The 15,805-nt window shown below is 42.7% G+C and carries 16 protein-coding genes; 4 read left to right on the forward strand and 12 right to left on the reverse strand.

All coding sequences use genetic code 11. From position 1 onward, the window contains the following. The first annotated feature begins 157 nt into the window (after positions 1-157). Positions 158-931, forward strand: coding sequence for a COG4280 domain-containing protein (locus tag FIS9605_RS0128935; RefSeq protein WP_442854735.1), 774 nt, complete (start codon positions 158-160; stop codon positions 929-931). Positions 932-1,030: 99 nt separating this feature from the next. Here FIS9605_RS0128935 and FIS9605_RS0128940 read toward each other — a convergent pair whose 3' ends face one another. The 8 genes from FIS9605_RS0128940 to def form a co-directional block, all read right to left on the reverse strand. Then, positions 1,031-2,032 carry a DnaJ C-terminal domain-containing protein gene (locus tag FIS9605_RS0128940; RefSeq protein WP_026735691.1) on the reverse strand — a complete coding sequence of 334 codons (1,002 nt, stop codon included), beginning with the start codon at positions 2,030-2,032 and terminating at the stop codon, positions 1,031-1,033. Between the two features lie 120 nt (positions 2,033-2,152). Next, positions 2,153-2,665 (reverse strand): AAA family ATPase, encoded by a 513-nt coding sequence (locus FIS9605_RS0128945; RefSeq protein WP_026735692.1) that lies wholly within the window; start codon positions 2,663-2,665, stop codon positions 2,153-2,155. Between the two features lie 84 nt (positions 2,666-2,749). Beyond that, a complete protein-coding gene (locus tag FIS9605_RS0128950; RefSeq protein WP_026735693.1) occupies positions 2,750-4,039 on the reverse strand; it encodes a glucose-1-phosphate adenylyltransferase in 1,290 nt (429 codons plus the stop codon). Between the two features lie 175 nt (positions 4,040-4,214). Continuing rightward, complete coding sequence (locus FIS9605_RS0128955) at positions 4,215-4,517, reverse strand: hypothetical protein (RefSeq protein ID WP_026735694.1); 303 nt, start codon at positions 4,515-4,517, stop codon at positions 4,215-4,217. Positions 4,518-4,923: 406 nt separating this feature from the next. Further along, positions 4,924-6,663 carry a S8 family peptidase gene (locus FIS9605_RS0128960; protein WP_026735695.1) on the reverse strand — a complete coding sequence of 580 codons (1,740 nt, stop codon included), beginning with the start codon at positions 6,661-6,663 and terminating at the stop codon, positions 4,924-4,926. A 744-nt stretch (positions 6,664-7,407) separates the two neighbouring features. Next, positions 7,408-8,604 carry an RNA-guided endonuclease InsQ/TnpB family protein gene (locus FIS9605_RS38555; protein WP_035140312.1) on the reverse strand — a complete coding sequence of 399 codons (1,197 nt, stop codon included), beginning with the start codon at positions 8,602-8,604 and terminating at the stop codon, positions 7,408-7,410. Between the two features lie 337 nt (positions 8,605-8,941). Beyond that, positions 8,942-9,142 carry a hypothetical protein gene (locus FIS9605_RS0128975; RefSeq protein ID WP_035140314.1) on the reverse strand — a complete coding sequence of 67 codons (201 nt, stop codon included), beginning with the start codon at positions 9,140-9,142 and terminating at the stop codon, positions 8,942-8,944. A 21-nt stretch (positions 9,143-9,163) separates the two neighbouring features. Next, positions 9,164-9,727 carry a peptide deformylase gene (gene def / locus FIS9605_RS0128980; protein WP_026735697.1) on the reverse strand — a complete coding sequence of 188 codons (564 nt, stop codon included), beginning with the start codon at positions 9,725-9,727 and terminating at the stop codon, positions 9,164-9,166. A 282-nt stretch (positions 9,728-10,009) separates the two neighbouring features. On the opposite strand from def, the gene FIS9605_RS0128985 reads away from it, so the two are divergent. Both FIS9605_RS0128985 and FIS9605_RS0128990 read left to right on the forward strand, forming a co-directional pair. After that, complete coding sequence (locus FIS9605_RS0128985; RefSeq protein ID WP_026735698.1) at positions 10,010-10,912, forward strand: cell division protein FtsX; 903 nt, start codon at positions 10,010-10,012, stop codon at positions 10,910-10,912. Between the two features lie 47 nt (positions 10,913-10,959). Next, a complete protein-coding gene (locus FIS9605_RS0128990) occupies positions 10,960-11,775 on the forward strand; it encodes a DUF3598 family protein (protein WP_026735699.1) in 816 nt (271 codons plus the stop codon). Between the two features lie 480 nt (positions 11,776-12,255). Here the strand turns inward: FIS9605_RS0128990 and aat are convergent, their stop codons facing one another. Further along, complete coding sequence (aat, locus tag FIS9605_RS0129000) at positions 12,256-12,831, reverse strand: leucyl/phenylalanyl-tRNA--protein transferase (protein ID WP_026735701.1); 576 nt, start codon at positions 12,829-12,831, stop codon at positions 12,256-12,258. 108 nt (positions 12,832-12,939) lie between these two features. Between aat and FIS9605_RS0129005 the strand changes: the two genes are divergently transcribed. Then, positions 12,940-13,269 (forward strand): hypothetical protein, encoded by a 330-nt coding sequence (locus tag FIS9605_RS0129005; RefSeq protein ID WP_026735702.1) that lies wholly within the window; start codon positions 12,940-12,942, stop codon positions 13,267-13,269. 86 nt (positions 13,270-13,355) lie between these two features. Here the strand turns inward: FIS9605_RS0129005 and rpsN are convergent, their stop codons facing one another. The 3 genes from rpsN to rseP all read right to left on the reverse strand — a co-directional run bounded on the left by rpsN (position 13,356) and on the right by rseP (position 15,740). Further along, entirely contained in the window at positions 13,356-13,658 is a 303-nt protein-coding gene (rpsN, locus tag FIS9605_RS0129010) for a 30S ribosomal protein S14 (RefSeq protein WP_026735703.1), read from the reverse strand. A gap of 111 nt (positions 13,659-13,769) precedes the next feature. After that, complete coding sequence (gene nth, locus FIS9605_RS0129015) at positions 13,770-14,441, reverse strand: endonuclease III (protein ID WP_026735704.1); 672 nt, start codon at positions 14,439-14,441, stop codon at positions 13,770-13,772. 210 nt (positions 14,442-14,651) lie between these two features. After that, positions 14,652-15,740, reverse strand: a complete 1,089-nt coding sequence (gene rseP / locus FIS9605_RS0129020; protein ID WP_026735705.1) for an RIP metalloprotease RseP — start codon at positions 15,738-15,740, stop codon at positions 14,652-14,654. Positions 15,741-15,805: the final 65 nt, after the last annotated feature.

Genomic DNA, 15,805 nt, shown 5'->3' on the forward strand with positions numbered 1-15,805 from the left:
GTGTGCATCCTGCACACAGGTAAGTACGTGGAGGCATTACTTGCACAATTAAACGTAAAAGCTCATACTAGGTTGCAGTCAAACATAGTACTTCCCTCACCCCGCCTATCGGCACCCCTCTCCCAATTTGGAACAGGGGAGGGGGAGAGGGCACGAATTGCTATATCTGAACACAACTTGGTATCAGAATTACATTGAGGAATATCAATCAAAAAGAATGAATATTGGTATATTCATCGGTGCATTGAGTAGCGCTAGTGTGGAATTTCTAGAAACGGCAGCAATTGCTTATGCTATTGCACGTTCTGGCTACCCACGAGAAGCTGGCTTAGGCACGATCGCAGGTTTGTCTGTCGTTGGTATAGCAGCAGCAATACTCGGAACTGGTTTACAAGCAATTCCCCTGGAATTCCTCCAAGTAGTAGTTGGCTTTGTACTACTGTGGTTTGGTTGGGGATGGGTGAAAAAGTCTGTATTGCGACAGGCTGAGGGTAAACGTGCTGGATGGGTTACCGATCCACTTACTTCTGAAGGTATTGTTTTAGCAACAGAAGATACCGCTTTTAACTTTTTTAACTTTACGATCATGACTAAGAGTGCTGCTCTTGAAGGATTAGAGGTAGCAATTATTGTCACCACTCTTGGTTTAGCATCAGGCGCTTGGAGTGAATCTTTATCTGGTGCTGGTCTGGCATTGCTATTAACAGCAGCTTTAGTAAGCTTACTGCATGGGCATTTGCTTCAAGTTCCAGAAGTCATAATCAAACTAAGTGCAGGTATTATGCTAATGGCATTTGGTACCTTTTGGATCGGTGAAGGATTTGACTTCAGTTGGTTTTTAGGAGAACTAACACTTTTAATTTTGATAGGTTTGTACGGAATTATTAGTTTTTTAGCAATTTATTGGTTACAAAACAAGCAACAATTGTAGGCTTATTGTTTTGGTGTTTGTTGATTGTTGTTTGTTGTTTGGTATTTGTTCCAACCAACAACCAACTATCAACAACCAACATTTTCCAATCTAAAATGATTACAACCTAATATTTTGCAAATGACTGCGGGGGTTAGAGGTACGGATAGTGCGGATTTTTTCATAATACTCCCGCTCTTGTTGACTGATGTCTCTGGGAGTGGCGATCGCAATCTTTACTAGTTCGTCACCGCGTCCACCCTTTGGTTGCGGCCAGCCTTTACCGCGCAGACGCAGTGATTGACCAGAACGCACCCCAGCAGGTAGCTTCACACTAACACTACCATCAGGTGTAGGTACTTCTATCGAGGCTCCTAGAACAGCTTCATCTGGTGTAATTGGCACTTCGCATACCAAATTATCACCCTCAAACTGGAAGAAAGGATGAGATTGAAGTTCAACCTTTAAGTACAGATCGCCTCGTTGTTGGGTTAAAGGACTGACTGGGCCTTTACCCCGTACGCGCAGACGAGTACCGGGTTTTGCACCAGGAGGAATGCGGACATCAATAGTTTCGTTGCCTAAACTGAAGCGCTTCTTGACACCATGAAACGCTTCTGAAAAAGTCAGACTAATTGCGGCTTCTCCGTCTTGAGTTGCCGCACCTGCACCAGTGTCTTGAAATCCAAAATCACTAAAGCCACCAAAACCACCCGGGCCAGCACCTGTAGAAGTACGGTAACTATAGCTTTGTCTGCCACTGCGAGGGCTAGCACCGCCAAAACGTCCTAATAACTCATTGATAAAATCATCAAAACTGCCATATTGACTGAAGTCAAACCCACCCATATCAACCCCAACACCACCGCCAGGGAAGCCTTGACCAACTTGCTTCCAATATTGACCAAATTGATCGTATTTCTGGCGTTTGTCTGGATCTGACAAAACTTCGTAGGCTTCGTTAATTTCCTTGAAGCGTGCCTCCGCCTGTTTGTTGCCAGGATTCACGTCAGGGTGATATTTACGAGCTAATTTCCGAAAAGCTTGCTTTATTTCATCTGGACTGGCAGTTTTACTGACTCCCAAAACTGCGTAATAATCTTTAAAATCGGTTGTAGCCATCTACCAGCCTCCTCTAAAAATTTACTTTATGTTTTTTCTAATATTAGAGTCGCCACTTTCAGCCGGGTATAATTCCAGGCACATAAACTCTGATTTTAAGTTAACAAACCTTTAATAAAATCAAGTTCGGTTCTTGCTCAAAACACAAGCGCAATTTCCGTACTCTCCAATCTCTTTGGAAAAGCAAATCAGACAGTCTAGTCCTTCTTCTAAACTGGGGGGAGCATCACGTAGTTGGCGATACATGCGAAAAATGACCTCCTCCGGCACTCGGCGTTCCCGCCTCTTATTGCGTGCCAAACACAGCCAAACAGGGGTATTGATCCAGATTCCACTAATGTGAGTAAAACCGATGTCGCGGGCGAGGGTGATGACTTCACGGCGATGGCGTCGCTGAGCATTGGTAGCGTCGTAAATTACTGTACTACCTGTAGCGATCGCCTCTTGAAATTGTCGTTTAACTTCCCACCAAATCCACAGCCACGGGCCCTGAAGTGCTTCATTGCCAAATAATTGCCCCCGAATAGCATCGGTAGAAACCAACCGCCTCTGGGGGCATTCTGCTAGCAACTGTTTTGCCAAAGTTGACTTACCACTACCAGGAAGACCAATTAGTAGAATTAATTTTGTCATTTGTTAGTAGTTAGTAGTTAGTAGATAGTAGTTAGTAGTTGGTTTTTTACCACTAACCACTAACTACTAACCACTAACCAATAACTAAATAATCGTTCCATCTGGAATGACAGCATTTTTCAGCACAACGACAATGCCACTGCGAATGTAGAAGCCTTGGCTTTCACGTTCGGCTTCTTGAACGTTATCCTTGTTAATAATTTGCACATCGCAGCCGATGTGAGTATTTTTGTCAATGATGGCACGCCGAATTACTGTGTTAGCGCCTATACCTAAAGGTATCGTGCTGGGATTGCAATCAGACTGACGTTCGGCAAACGCTTGGTAGTAGTCTGCGCCCATAATCAAGGAATCTTGGATAACACAGCCACTTTCAATCCGCGATCTTATCCCCAGCACCGAATTTTCTACTCGGCAATTTTTTAGAATACAACCTTCACCAATAATCGATTGCCTGACATGACAATCTAAGAGTTTGCTAGGAGGTAAATAACGAGCGCGTGTGTAAATTGGTGCGTTTTCATCGTAGAAACTAAAGGGCGGACGGGGTTGCTGAGTCAGTGCCAAGTTGGAATTATAAAACGCCTCGATTGTTCCAATATCTTCCCAATAGTCATTAAACAGATAGGCTTGAACGTTGTATTCTTTAGAAGAATCAGGAATGATTTCTTTACCAAAATCAGTTCTTTCTGAAGATTCTTTCAACAACTTGATCAAAACGTCTTTTTTAAAGACATAAATGCCCATCGAAGCGATGTAGGGCTGTTGTTCGGCTTGTTCTTGATTTAAGCCAAGAATGGTAGTGTCTACCCGCATTGCTTTTAAAGCTTCGCCTTTGGGTTTTTCGCTAAAATCAATTATCCTACCAGACTGGTCGATTTTCATTAAGCCAAAGTCTGAGGCGCGGCGCTCGTCAATAGGTATAACTGAGAGAGTGATATCAGCTCCAGTTTCTCTATGACGCTGGATAAACTCACGGTAGTCCATCCTATACAGGTGATCGCCTGAAAGTATTAAATATTCGTCTACATCCCATTCTTCAAACAACCACAGATACTGACGAACCGCATCAGCTGTACCCTGGAACCAGCTAAGGTTTTCTGGTGTTTGCTGTGCGGCCAAGACTTCCACAAACCCTTCAGTGAAGCCAGCAAAGCTGTACGTACGAGCAATGTGGCGATTCAGGGAGGCTGAGTTGAATTGTGTCAGGACGTAGATTTTGAATATTTCAGAATTTATACAATTACTGACAGGGATATCAATTAACCGATACTTACCCGCCAGTGGTACTGCTGGTTTAGCACGTAGTTTAGTTAACGGATAAAGGCGGGTTCCGGCACCGCCACCGAGAATGATTGCTAAAACTTTTTTCACAACTTTTCTCCCGACTGCCTTTCAACTCTCACCTACAGTGTAGGACTGTCTGCGGCAGCTGGTAAGGGGGGATCGCAGACTAAATTAGTCAAGTTTGCATTATGCTGCCGGAGATAAACGATATTGCAAATCGTTACAGAATGTAAGTGAGTGTATCATTTTACATTAAGACTTATTAAATACCCATACTTCTGCCACTTAGGCGTCTATCCATCAAACGCAGCTTTTGCGACAATTTCAAATACTGCACCCAAGGTTGCTCTGATAATTTGGAAATTTCATTGGACGATAGAGTAGCAGAAAAAACATCTTTTCCTTCAGTGATACCACTGACTCCCAAACTTTCCAAAACAGCAGCTGCACCAGAGGCATCAGAGATTGGTTTAGTGTGGATAAACACCACTAAACTGCGTTCTTGTGGATCTTGAACTTGATTTAGCGCCATCGTAAGGGCTGCGTCTAGCTTTTGATAATTCATATTCAAATCCCCCATGAATACTCCAGTTGCGGAAACAATAGACCTCTTGCACGAATTGAAAAATCATATCAAGTCCGGCTAATTGCTTACGATATGGTTGGTAATAGGTAATTGGTTTTTCCCATTACCTATTACCCATTACCGATTACCGACCTTCACAGATGTTTTGCTGTGCTCAACATGACATTTTAAATATTCATGCAAGAGGTCTAATAAAGGCCAAGGATTAAAGTAATTGCTTTTCCTGTTTCGTTTACCCTTTCACCTTTTCCACATAGTAGCAGTTGGTATTTTTGTAAACAAAGGACAGGCTAAAAATAGCCTGCCCTAAAAACAACTTATCAAATTTATTGGTTTGAATTGCCTATCCCTGTGCAGAACTAAATATACGCTTGTCTACAACTAATTACAGATTGAGCGTCTCAATCAGTCCAAAACCCCATTTGTTATCAAAAGTTCCTGCATCTTTTCCAGGAATAGAACTATTTTTACGCAGCAGGTCTTTCACAGTAGCTGGGTCAAGATTGGGATCACGCTGCAACAACAGTGCTACTAAACCGCTGATGAACGGTGTTGCCATACTCGTACCAGCCATAGTCACAAACTTAGAATTTACCATCATCGAGCGATCAAAATTCGCAGTGGAGGAAAGGGCGGAAACAATCATCGCTCCCGGTGCTGCAACATCAGGTTTGTGGGCATTATTCCGCAGCGGGCCTTCACTGCTGAACTCAGAAATATTATCTAACTCCAAACCAATTTCTCGATCGCTACCGTCAATATCAGTATACTTCACTTTAGTAGTATAAGAAGCAACTGTAATTGCACTGCCAGCAGTTCCGGGTGAACCAATTTTGACTGCATCGGATATGCTCTTACCTGTGAAAAACACCGATGCAGCATCATCTAATGTCCATACATCCAAGCGGACATCATCTCCGGAAGTTTTGCGTACCCGCAACTGCCAAATACCGCCTGATACAGGTTGGGTAAATCTGCTGCTACCTGCACCCCGAATTTGTACAAAGAAGTTGTAGTCTCCGTTGACTGGATCGGGCCCAGGCGTAACGATTTGTACCTGTGCATCTGGTAAGGTATATTCCTTGGAGGGATTGCCATCAGCAATAATTGGTTGAAAGGGAGTTACGAAACCATTGGGACTCCGCACGGAGACTTCCAACTGACCTTCGCTAGAATACCAGCTGTTTAACCAAACAATACCTACTTGATTGTAAGGAACGTTGAAGCGCATTGTACTCATTCGGTTACAGGTGACATTGGTCTGACCGTGAATATTGTCATTACCTTCGTTACCCGCAGCACAGCAAACAATTCGTCCCGGGCCTGATTCGGCATCGATGATTTTTGACAGAGAGTCGCTGCCATCGTGGGCATCGGCATGTCCACCCAAGCTGAGATTTACTACTGCTGGGCGTCCCATTTCACTTGCCACTCGGAAAATATAACGAACGCCATCGGCAATGTGGGCGTCTTGCAAGTCTGTTTTAACGACTACTAATTCTGCTTCCGGCGCTACACCGCTATAGGTAGCATCAGAACCAGCAGCAATACCAGCAACATGGGTGCCGTGACCATCTGTATCTTGAGAAATTGTCAGTTGTGCTTCAGTTAATTCTGCCCCATAACCGCCTTCTGCCACTCCTGGCCCTGGCAGTGTTTGATCCCAAATCCGTAAAATGCGTCCGGCAAAGGCAGGGTGTTTTGGATCAATGCCGCTGTCTATTACACCGATGACAACTCCCTTGCCTGTCAATCCGGTTTTGTTCTTAAACTCCGGTAGTTTGACTCTTCCTGGTGCTACATCCATCCGCAAGTGCAATTTGCGCGATGGCTTAATCCGTTGGATGGTCGGTTCATCAGATAGATCGCCTAAACTGTCTATGGGTAAGTAAGCTGTCCGGACAGCACCTGTGTTTTGGTTGACTTCAATACCGTATTGTGACAAATGACTCAAGTCAGTTTGTTCATCACAGTAGATAAAAACGACACTCCGTGTTGGCTTGAGGCTAGTTTTGGGGGCAACTATACCAAGCGATCGCTTATGGCCGATTAACGCCGCTTGCCCCTCTCTTTGATAGTCTTCGTAAGCCAGTATCAACCCAGGAGAAAGTTTTTCGATTCTCATGTCTGCCTCAAATTAAGTTCAATTGCTGCAAAATTCTAGCAGGATAAGTCGCTCTTGTATCGGTTCCAAACAAGTAATTTTTTTAACTTTAGTAATTTATAGCGACTATAGCTATATAGCGTTGCATGTAAACAAGATTACAAAAATTAGGAGTCAGGAATGATGAATTATCAGGTATGACTTGTGAAGGTGGGCAAATAGAGCATCGATTCAGTATTCATGAATTCTTGGTGCGGTAAGACCAAGGAGAGGGGGGAGTGGGAGATGGGGAGATGGGGAATTGGGAATTGGGCATTGGGAATTGGGTATTGGGTATTGGGAATCGGGCCGAAGTGAATTGGGATTTAACGATTATCTTTGCCCTTTGCCCCTTGCCCACTAACCACTAACCACTAACCACTAACTAACAACTAACAACCCTCATATTCATATTTATTCACATCCAGTTACTTCACAATTTTCATAATTCATCATTTGTATTTTATAAATACAGTGCCTGCTTAACTAATTACGCAAAAAGTTAGAAAAAAATTTTTTGTGGTGCCGGTTGGACAGCCTGCATCGGAGGGGTGAGACGCCCATCCACTCATATAATCATCATGCACCAAATTATTCCGGTCACGCCAGATATGTTAGCAACAGCCTAAGCACCTAATGTTTCACGAAGCTCATCTAAGTTAAATGGAGCGCAACTTAGTTGACGCTCCCCGCCCAAGCGCTACGCTTCATACGGGGATTCTTGCTTCACTGAGCAACCTTGCCTAGACTTGTTGCCAAATCTGGGTAGAGGGTCATCTCTCCACAAGCGTTAAAAGTTTCGGTGCGCCCCACCGTACTTAAGTCGTAATTAGTCTGTTTCAAGGCTTTATTCAAAATGTTGATAGCTGCGTTCAAATCCCTATCTAAAACACCCCCGCACTTACAAACATGGGTACGAACAGATAGGGATTTTTTCACAACTTCACTACATGATGAGCAATTTTGACTAGTGAATTTTGGTTCAACTGGTACAACAACTCGACCATATATTTTGCCAAAATACTCTAACCATTGTGTGAACAATGACCATGAAGCATCACTAATGCTACGCGCAAGTTTGCTATTTTTAACCATATTTCTCACTTGCAGTTTTTCATACGCCACAAGGTCGTTAGACCTCACCACGCATAACGCCTGTTTAACAGCATTATCTTTACGCTGACGCGAAACTTTCAAGTGCTTTCTACCAAGACGGTTGATAGCTTTTTTGCGATTACTAGACCCCTTCTTTTTACGGCTAACCTGTTTTTGAAGACGTTTTAATACCTTCTCGGATTTTCGTAAATATCTAGGGTTCTCTACAGTGTTGCCAAGGGAATCAGTATAGAAATGGTTTAACCCAACATCTAAACCTATGGTTTTACCTGTAGGCTGAGTATCTATATTCCGTTCTGCATCTACACAGAATTGAACATAGCAGCCATCTGACCGCTTAACTATCCTGACTCGCTTGATTTGTTTGATCTGGTAAAAATGCAAATCCCAAGTGCCAATTAACTTTAGTTGACCAATATTACATTTATCTGTAAATTTAATGTACTTGCGGTCATCTGAAAGTTTCCATCCGCTTAGTTTATATTCGACTGAACGATTATCTTTCTGGAACCTTGGATATCCCTTTTTACCCGGAATCTTTGCTTTGCAATTATCAAAAAATCTCTTGATTGCAAAAGCTGTTCTTTCTGCTGCTGCTTGTCTTGCTGAAGAATTTAATTTCTCAGCAAAGTCAAATTCGTTAGCTATAACGGCAGTGTATTTATTTAAGTCATAAGGCTTAACATTTTGATTGTCCATCCAAAAACGTAAGCACTTGTTACGGATGAATTTAGTAATCCGCAATGCTTCATCTATCTGTTGATATTGTGCAAGCGTGCCTTTAGCTTTGAACTCAAAAACAATCATTGTTTTTATCTTATCGACCTGGAAGTATTGTAGAGTAATTTAGGGAGCAACACAATCCCTAAAAATGTTCAATACTCAACTATCCCTCTCTTTGTTCTTGCTCCGCAAGAAGTCATTCAAGGGATGTTTCAACAACTACTGCCTTTCATCCCCAAGTTCCACTTCGTTGCACTTGGGGTCTTTCCGGCAAATTAGATAAATTTCATTAAACAAATAAATGAACTGCCTTAGAAGTGAAGCGACGATGAACGGGTAGAGAGACAGTAAAAACAAGTAAAAGGTAAAAGGTAAAAGGATAAATTCCTTTTCCTTTTCCTTTTGATTCCATACCTGATGCTTATTTATTCATATTAGCTTTAGCATCTTTCACTGCGGCAAAGAAAAATAATCCTGTCAGTGGAATGCTGAGTCCTAAGATAATCGCAGTGTTTTGAGTCCCTAAATCAGGTTGCCCAGAACTAAGTTCAAAAATTGAACCTACAGCCGCGATCGCCGCAATACAGGAACAGGCAAGAAACAAACCACTCTTGGGGGTCATTGTATTCACAAGCACACCATCCTATGCAACTGGTTTGACAGTTTGATAGGAAAAGCCATGCTTAGATAACTCTTGCGTCAAAGCCAAAGAGTTTTCTACACGGTCTACAAATACTACACCATTGAGGTGGTCTATTTCGTGCTGAATGCAGCGTCCGAGTAAATCTGATGCCTTCAACGTTTTAGGACGTCCATACTCATCTTTATAGGCTATTTCTACAACTTCGGGGCGCTTCACATCCATGTAAACCCCTGGAATACTTAAACACCCTTCTTGAGCAACGCAGATTTCGCGGCTCACCTGTTTAATTACAGGGTTAATCAACACTAGTGGGGGATTGGCTGGGTTATCTGGTTCAATATCGATGACAATAATTTGTTTGTGAATTCCGACTTGCGGTGCAGCCAAACCAATGCCATCCTGACTGTACATGGTTTGTAGCATTTCGCGTGCGACTTTGCGGATTTCCTCGTCTACTTTAGCAACGCGCTTGGCGGGTTGACGCAGAACGCGATCGCCCAGGTAATGCAGTTCCAAGGGCGGTTTCTGTAACTTTTTCTTCTCAACAACAATTTCCGAAGGCATGCTCTTCTAACTCACCTAATATGGATTGGAAATGATTTCGCTTTATTCAATCTTAGCAACCAGAAGATGTGCAAATTAATTTCAATTACATAGTAGGCGAGGGGAGGGGGAGTGGGGGAGTGGGAGAATAACTACTAACCACTAACTACTAACCACTAACTACTAACTCTTGACTATTGACTATCTCCTCTAGCGATTTTTGTCTGGTTATGCAGATGGCGAGTATAAAAAGTTAAGTATAATCTCGCGCATACAATCCAAAATTCTGCTGAAGGGTGTAATGTGTTAAAAATCCTGACTAAACTTGACTATCTGCTTAAAGAAACTCTGATTGGTTTGCAACGCGGTGGCTGGATGAATTGGGCAGCTATCAGTACTGTCACGGTGTTACTATTTTTATTTGGTTTGAGTCTGCAAACTTCTTGGCAAGTGGAAAAACTGCTCTACCAATTCGGTAGTCAATTAGAAGTATCAGTTTATCTCGATTCGGGTGCGCGAGCAGAAAGCATTGAACCACTGGTGGCGAGAATGCCAGAGGTAGCGGATATAAAAATTATTACTAAAGAACAAGCTTGGAATAAGTTAGTAAAGGAACTGGGAATTTCTGATATCGAAGGTGCTACCCAGCAGTTAGGTGAGAATCCGCTTGTAGATGAATTGAAGGTGAAAGCACGCAACTCTGAGGTAGTCCCAACCCTAGCAACACAACTAGCGAAGTTGCACGGAGTAGATGCAGTTCAGTATGTGGATGAAGCTGTTAAACGCATTGCTCAGTTGCATCGAGGCTTGAATTGGGTGACACTCACAATTACCATTATTCTCACCTCAACAGCGATCGCTGTCACCACCACCACCATCAGACTAATAGTCATGGCGCGACGCCGGGAAATTGAAATTATGCAACTAGTGGGAGCAACATCAGCTTGGATTTACTTGCCGTTTGTCTTACAAGGAATTGCTTTTGGTTTGGTTGGAGGTGCGATCGCCTGGAGTTTTATCAGTCTGATTCAACAGTTTCTCGGCAATGTCCTCGCCAATCAACCCGAATTCATCAAATTTATTACCAACGGCTTGCAACTAACTCCGTTACAAACATTATTATTGCCCCTGATTCTCCTAAACTTTGGTGCAACGGTAGGATTAATAGGGAGCTTATTTGCTGTTCGACAGTTTGCTAAAAGTTAGTCATTAGTCCTTTGTGCTTTACTAATAACTAATGACAAAGGACATTTATGAAATCTCAATGGGAATGTTTGCTGCAAAACCTTGGGGAATGGCAAGGTTCATTCACTCAAGTGTCTCCTCAAGGTGAAATTTTAGAAGATACACCTAGCGTTGTGTCTTTAGAAGGGTTAAACAATAACCAGACAATTCGTCAGATTATTCGTTTAGGTGGAGATGAAAAAATCCTAGAATACAATTCCTTGGGACGAAGTGTGTTGTTTTTTGAAGCTGGAGCCTTTTCTCAAGGTACGATTCAACTAGCGCCATTTTCTGAATTTGGGGCAGAACTCGGTCTAATTCATGAAAATCGCCGTTTACGCCTTGTACAGTTGTTTGATAAAAACGGTCAGCTAGACAAATTTACCCTGATTCGCGAACATCTAGCCAGAACCCCAGCAACACAACATCCTCCTTTAACAGTAGAAGCCTTGTTGGGAGAATGGCAAGGTAAAGCAGTGACAATATATCCAGATTGGCGATCGCCTGATACTTACTCTACAACTTTACAAATACAACTAGATCCAACTGGGCGATTAATTCAAAGTCTCTCATTTGGCGATCGCACAATTAATTCCACTGCTAGCATTAACGGTTCCAAACTTACATTTGACCAAGATCCGCAGAAGCAGGTACAAGTTTTGCTGCTACCCGATGGTGCTTCTGCCACTTCTCCATTGAAAGTGCAATTACGCCAACCCTTATTCTTGGAAGTAGGTTGGTTGATTGAACCAAATCTACGTCAGCGGATGGTTCGTAGCTACAACGATAAAGGTGAATGGGCGAGTCTCACTTTGGTGACAGAACATCGGGTTAATTCTGTATGAAAATCATCTCACCCTACGGTAAGAACATACTCAAAGAACTACCAACAGTTTACAAGCTAAACTCTATTGAAGAATTAGTTTCAACAATAAATTACCATCTTGCCAAATACTACTCTATCCATTCGTGCGAAGTTATCTCGGTTCATGTAGCGTATGGGCTAACTCTTAAAATTTCTGTCTCAGAAAGTATCTATTATCTAAAATTTGCTTCTAGGTCAATGAACCGTACACCAGAGGATTTATTTTCATATATTGATTTTCTATCTTGTAATAGCATTCCAGTGCCCAAAATCTTCAAAACAAATGATGGAAACTGGTTTATTGAAATAATCATTTCTTATATTTAGTGACTCAACCTAATTACAACATTGAATAAATTCGCGTGAAATTTTTGCACCAAGACTCTGCGCCCCTCTGCGCTTACCTCTGCGTCCCTCTGCGTTTTTAATCACTACTCTTTTAAGCAAAACTGTAATAAGTTTAAATCAGAGAACACTTTTGCTGCAACGCTTTACAAAGTAACTCTTGATACTCTCGATCGCCCACCCGATAAGCCCCAAACCTCTCCAAATGGGGATTCATCATTTGGGCATCAAACATTACAAATCCCCTCTCCCGCAACCTCTCCACTAACTTCACCATCGCCACCTTTGAACCTTCAGGAATGCGATAAAACATCGATTCCCCGATAAAAGCGCCACCAATAACAATCCCTAAAATACCTCCAGCAAGTTCGTCACCCAGCCAAGTCTCAAAACTATACGCCCAACCTGCCTGGTAAAGATCCCAATAAATTTCCTTTAACTCTGGCGAAATCCAACTCACTTCCCGGTTAGCGCACCCTTCGACTACAGATGGGAAGTCACGGTTAATCCCCACAGTAAACCGCTGTTGATTGAGGACACGCCGCAGCGACTTAGGATAGTGAAATCGATCATCCAAAGGAATGAGAGTACGATCGCGACTTCCATACCACCCCAAGACATTATCCTCATCAGCCATGAGAAAATAGCCTTGAGCATAACCTTGAACAATAGCAGCGATATCATATTCCATAAAACTAAAGATAAAAAACATCAAAAGAACGCAATTTAGATGTTAGCAATCATCCTCTGCGTTCCTTTGCGATTCCTTAGCGTTACTCTGCGTTTTAAAATAAAGACGATGACTGAACCAATTCCATCCATTACCCTACCACCATCAGAAAATCCTGAACTTGAGGGCGAATGGTTAAAACAGAGTTTGCATAGGTGGCTAGATGCAGAATTTCTCCCAGAAGCAGTCAATCAAAATATAGCCGAACGCGCAGCACAGATTTTTGTTCGGCAAAGAATGGAAGGAGAAAACGATCTTGGTTCTCTGGTGATTGCGATTGTCACAGAGATGCAGGCGTTTGATTTTTCCAAAAGTTTCTATGGAGAGTTTGCGATCGCCAACGCCGTTAGCGATCTACTCTTAGAAAGTCTGGGAATTGACAAGTGTTGCGGTCAATAATTTGGAATTTGTTCTTTGTTGGTGGTTCGTTGTTGTTTGGTTTTTAGTACTTTCCAAACAACTAACAACAACCAACTAACAACTAACTACCAACTAGACTTCACCACTCCGGGTAAAAGACCCTCGTGCGCCCACTCTCGTAGAACATTACGAGATAGCCCAAAGTCGCGGTAAACGCCTCTGGAACGACCTGTTACCCAGCAGCGGTTACGGCGGCGGCTGGGTGCGCTATTGCGGGGTAGCTGTTGGATCTTGCGATGAATCTCCAACTTATCCAGAGGGTCTTCTGTTGTTCTGAATTCTTCCAGCAACGCTTCCCGCTTTGCAGCATACTTTTCAACTAATTTAGCGCGTTTTTTTTCGCGCTCAATCATGCTCTTTTTGGCCATAAAATCTGTTACTTACCTAAAGACAGCATTTTCCATTCTATAGGATTTAGTTAGTGGTTAGTGGATAGTAGTTAGTAGAACCACTAACCACTAACTACTAACCACTAACTACTATGATGTAGCAATTTGGGGAAGAGTCGCAGAAGGACAGAGATCGGCTAACTCACAAGCTTCACAAGCTGGATTGCGTGCCTTACAAATAGCACGACCGTGATAAATTAACCGGATTGACCAATTCTCCCAGTCTGGTTGAGGTAGAAGTTGCATTAAATCTCGTTCAATGTGGATAGGGTCTGTATACTCAGTCAAACCCAGGCGTTGACTAAGGCGTTTAACGTGAGTATCAACTGTCACCCCAGCATTAATTCCAAAAGCATGGGCAAGAACTACATTTGCTGTCTTCCGTGCTACACCTGGAAGCCGCAGCAGTTGATCCATCTGTCTTGGTACTTCACCGCCAAATTCGGCAACAATCATCCGACAAGCGGCTTGAATATTCTTTGCCTTATTGCGATAGAATCCCGTGGAACGTACTAAGTTTTCTAACTCTGTCAAATCAGCATTTGCCAAACTGGGTGCGTCGGGAAAACGACTAAATAACACTGGTGTTACTAAATTGACTCGCTCATCTGTACACTGAGCAGAAAGGATTGTTGCTACCAGTAGTTGCACTGGTGTTGAATAGTTCAAAGAACAAGTAGCGTCTGGGTAAAGACGCTTCAGGCGAACGAGAATTTCTAGCGATCGCTGCTTTTTAGATGACCGTTTGCGGGTACTGTTCACGGGAATACTTATAAAAAAAGTATCTAGCGAATAGAATAAGCCCACATATGTGGGCTTACGTAGATAATCTTATTACTTTTAGACCTGTATAAACAGGCTTGGTTTTTGTAGCTCCAGCCTTTACTATGAAGGCTAATGGTTAGTAGTTAGCGGTTGTTTGTTGTTAGGAACAATCAACCAACAACCAACAACCAACAACAAATTAGAGGTTTACTGGAATAATCTTTGCACCCACTCTAGTTGGGAAGTTTCTTTGACAATCAGAAAAATGCCCAGTCCTAAAAGTAGCATCAAGCCAGTTTGCATCACACCGTCTTGAATGCGAGTTGGCAAAGGTTTACCGCGCAGTCCTTCAATTAGCAGAAAAGCGAGTTGTCCTCCATCCAAAGCTGGTAAAGGCAGAATATTGATAATCGCCAGGTTAATGCTAATTAAAGCACCAAAGTAGAATAAACTGCCTGTGTCGTTTTGGGCAATGCTGGCACCAATTTCTACAATTTTGACTGGCCCTGCTACCTGATTAGCTGTTTCACCGAAGTTAGTAATTAATTGCTTAAAACCTTGAAATGTCAGATTGAGAATGCGCTGAAATTCTGAAGCACCAATCTTCAAGGCTTCCACCGGGTTAGAAGCGCGACGACGCTCAAGTTTGACATTGGGAGAAAGTTGCACGCCAATACTACCGCCGTTTTGCTTGGCTTCAGGAGTGACAGTTAAAGACAACTTTTGGTCGCCACGAGCAATTTCTAGTTGAATTGGCTTACCTGCATTGTTCCTAATTATTTCTCTTAAATCCTCTATCTCTTTTCCAGATGTACCAAATTCTCTGTTATTAGCCCCTAGTATGATATCCTTTGGTTGAATTCCAGCTTTAGAAGCTACAGAACTGACATCTGGTGCAAGCTGTTGAATTACAACTCCTGGCTGGGGGTTAACTTGTGTTATGCCAACTAAGTTAACCTGCGCCACTAGGAGGAAGTAGGCAAAGATTAAATTTGCTATCACTCCTGCGCTGATGACGATCGCCCGATCTAAAATTGGACGGTTACGCAGCAAATTCGGGTCGTTGGGTGGAATATCGCTATCTGGATCGTCGTCAGGAAAACCGACAAAACCACCTAAGGGAAAGGCTCGAACAGCGTATTCGGTTTCTCTGCCTTGGTATTTCCAAATAATTGGGCCAAAACCCAAAGAAAAGCGGTTAACATGAATACCTTGAGACCTTGCTGCAATGAAATGTCCTAGTTCGTGTACCAGGATCAGAACAGCCAAGACTGCGATCGCCGCTAAAACTGACATAGAAAAAATTTGTGAGTGAACTAATTTAGCTATATTTTTCTCTATTGTAGAACGAGTACCAGTCT

The organism is Fischerella sp. PCC 9605, assembly GCF_000517105.1.
Taxonomy (GTDB): Bacteria; Cyanobacteriota; Cyanobacteriia; order Cyanobacteriales; family Nostocaceae; genus PCC9605.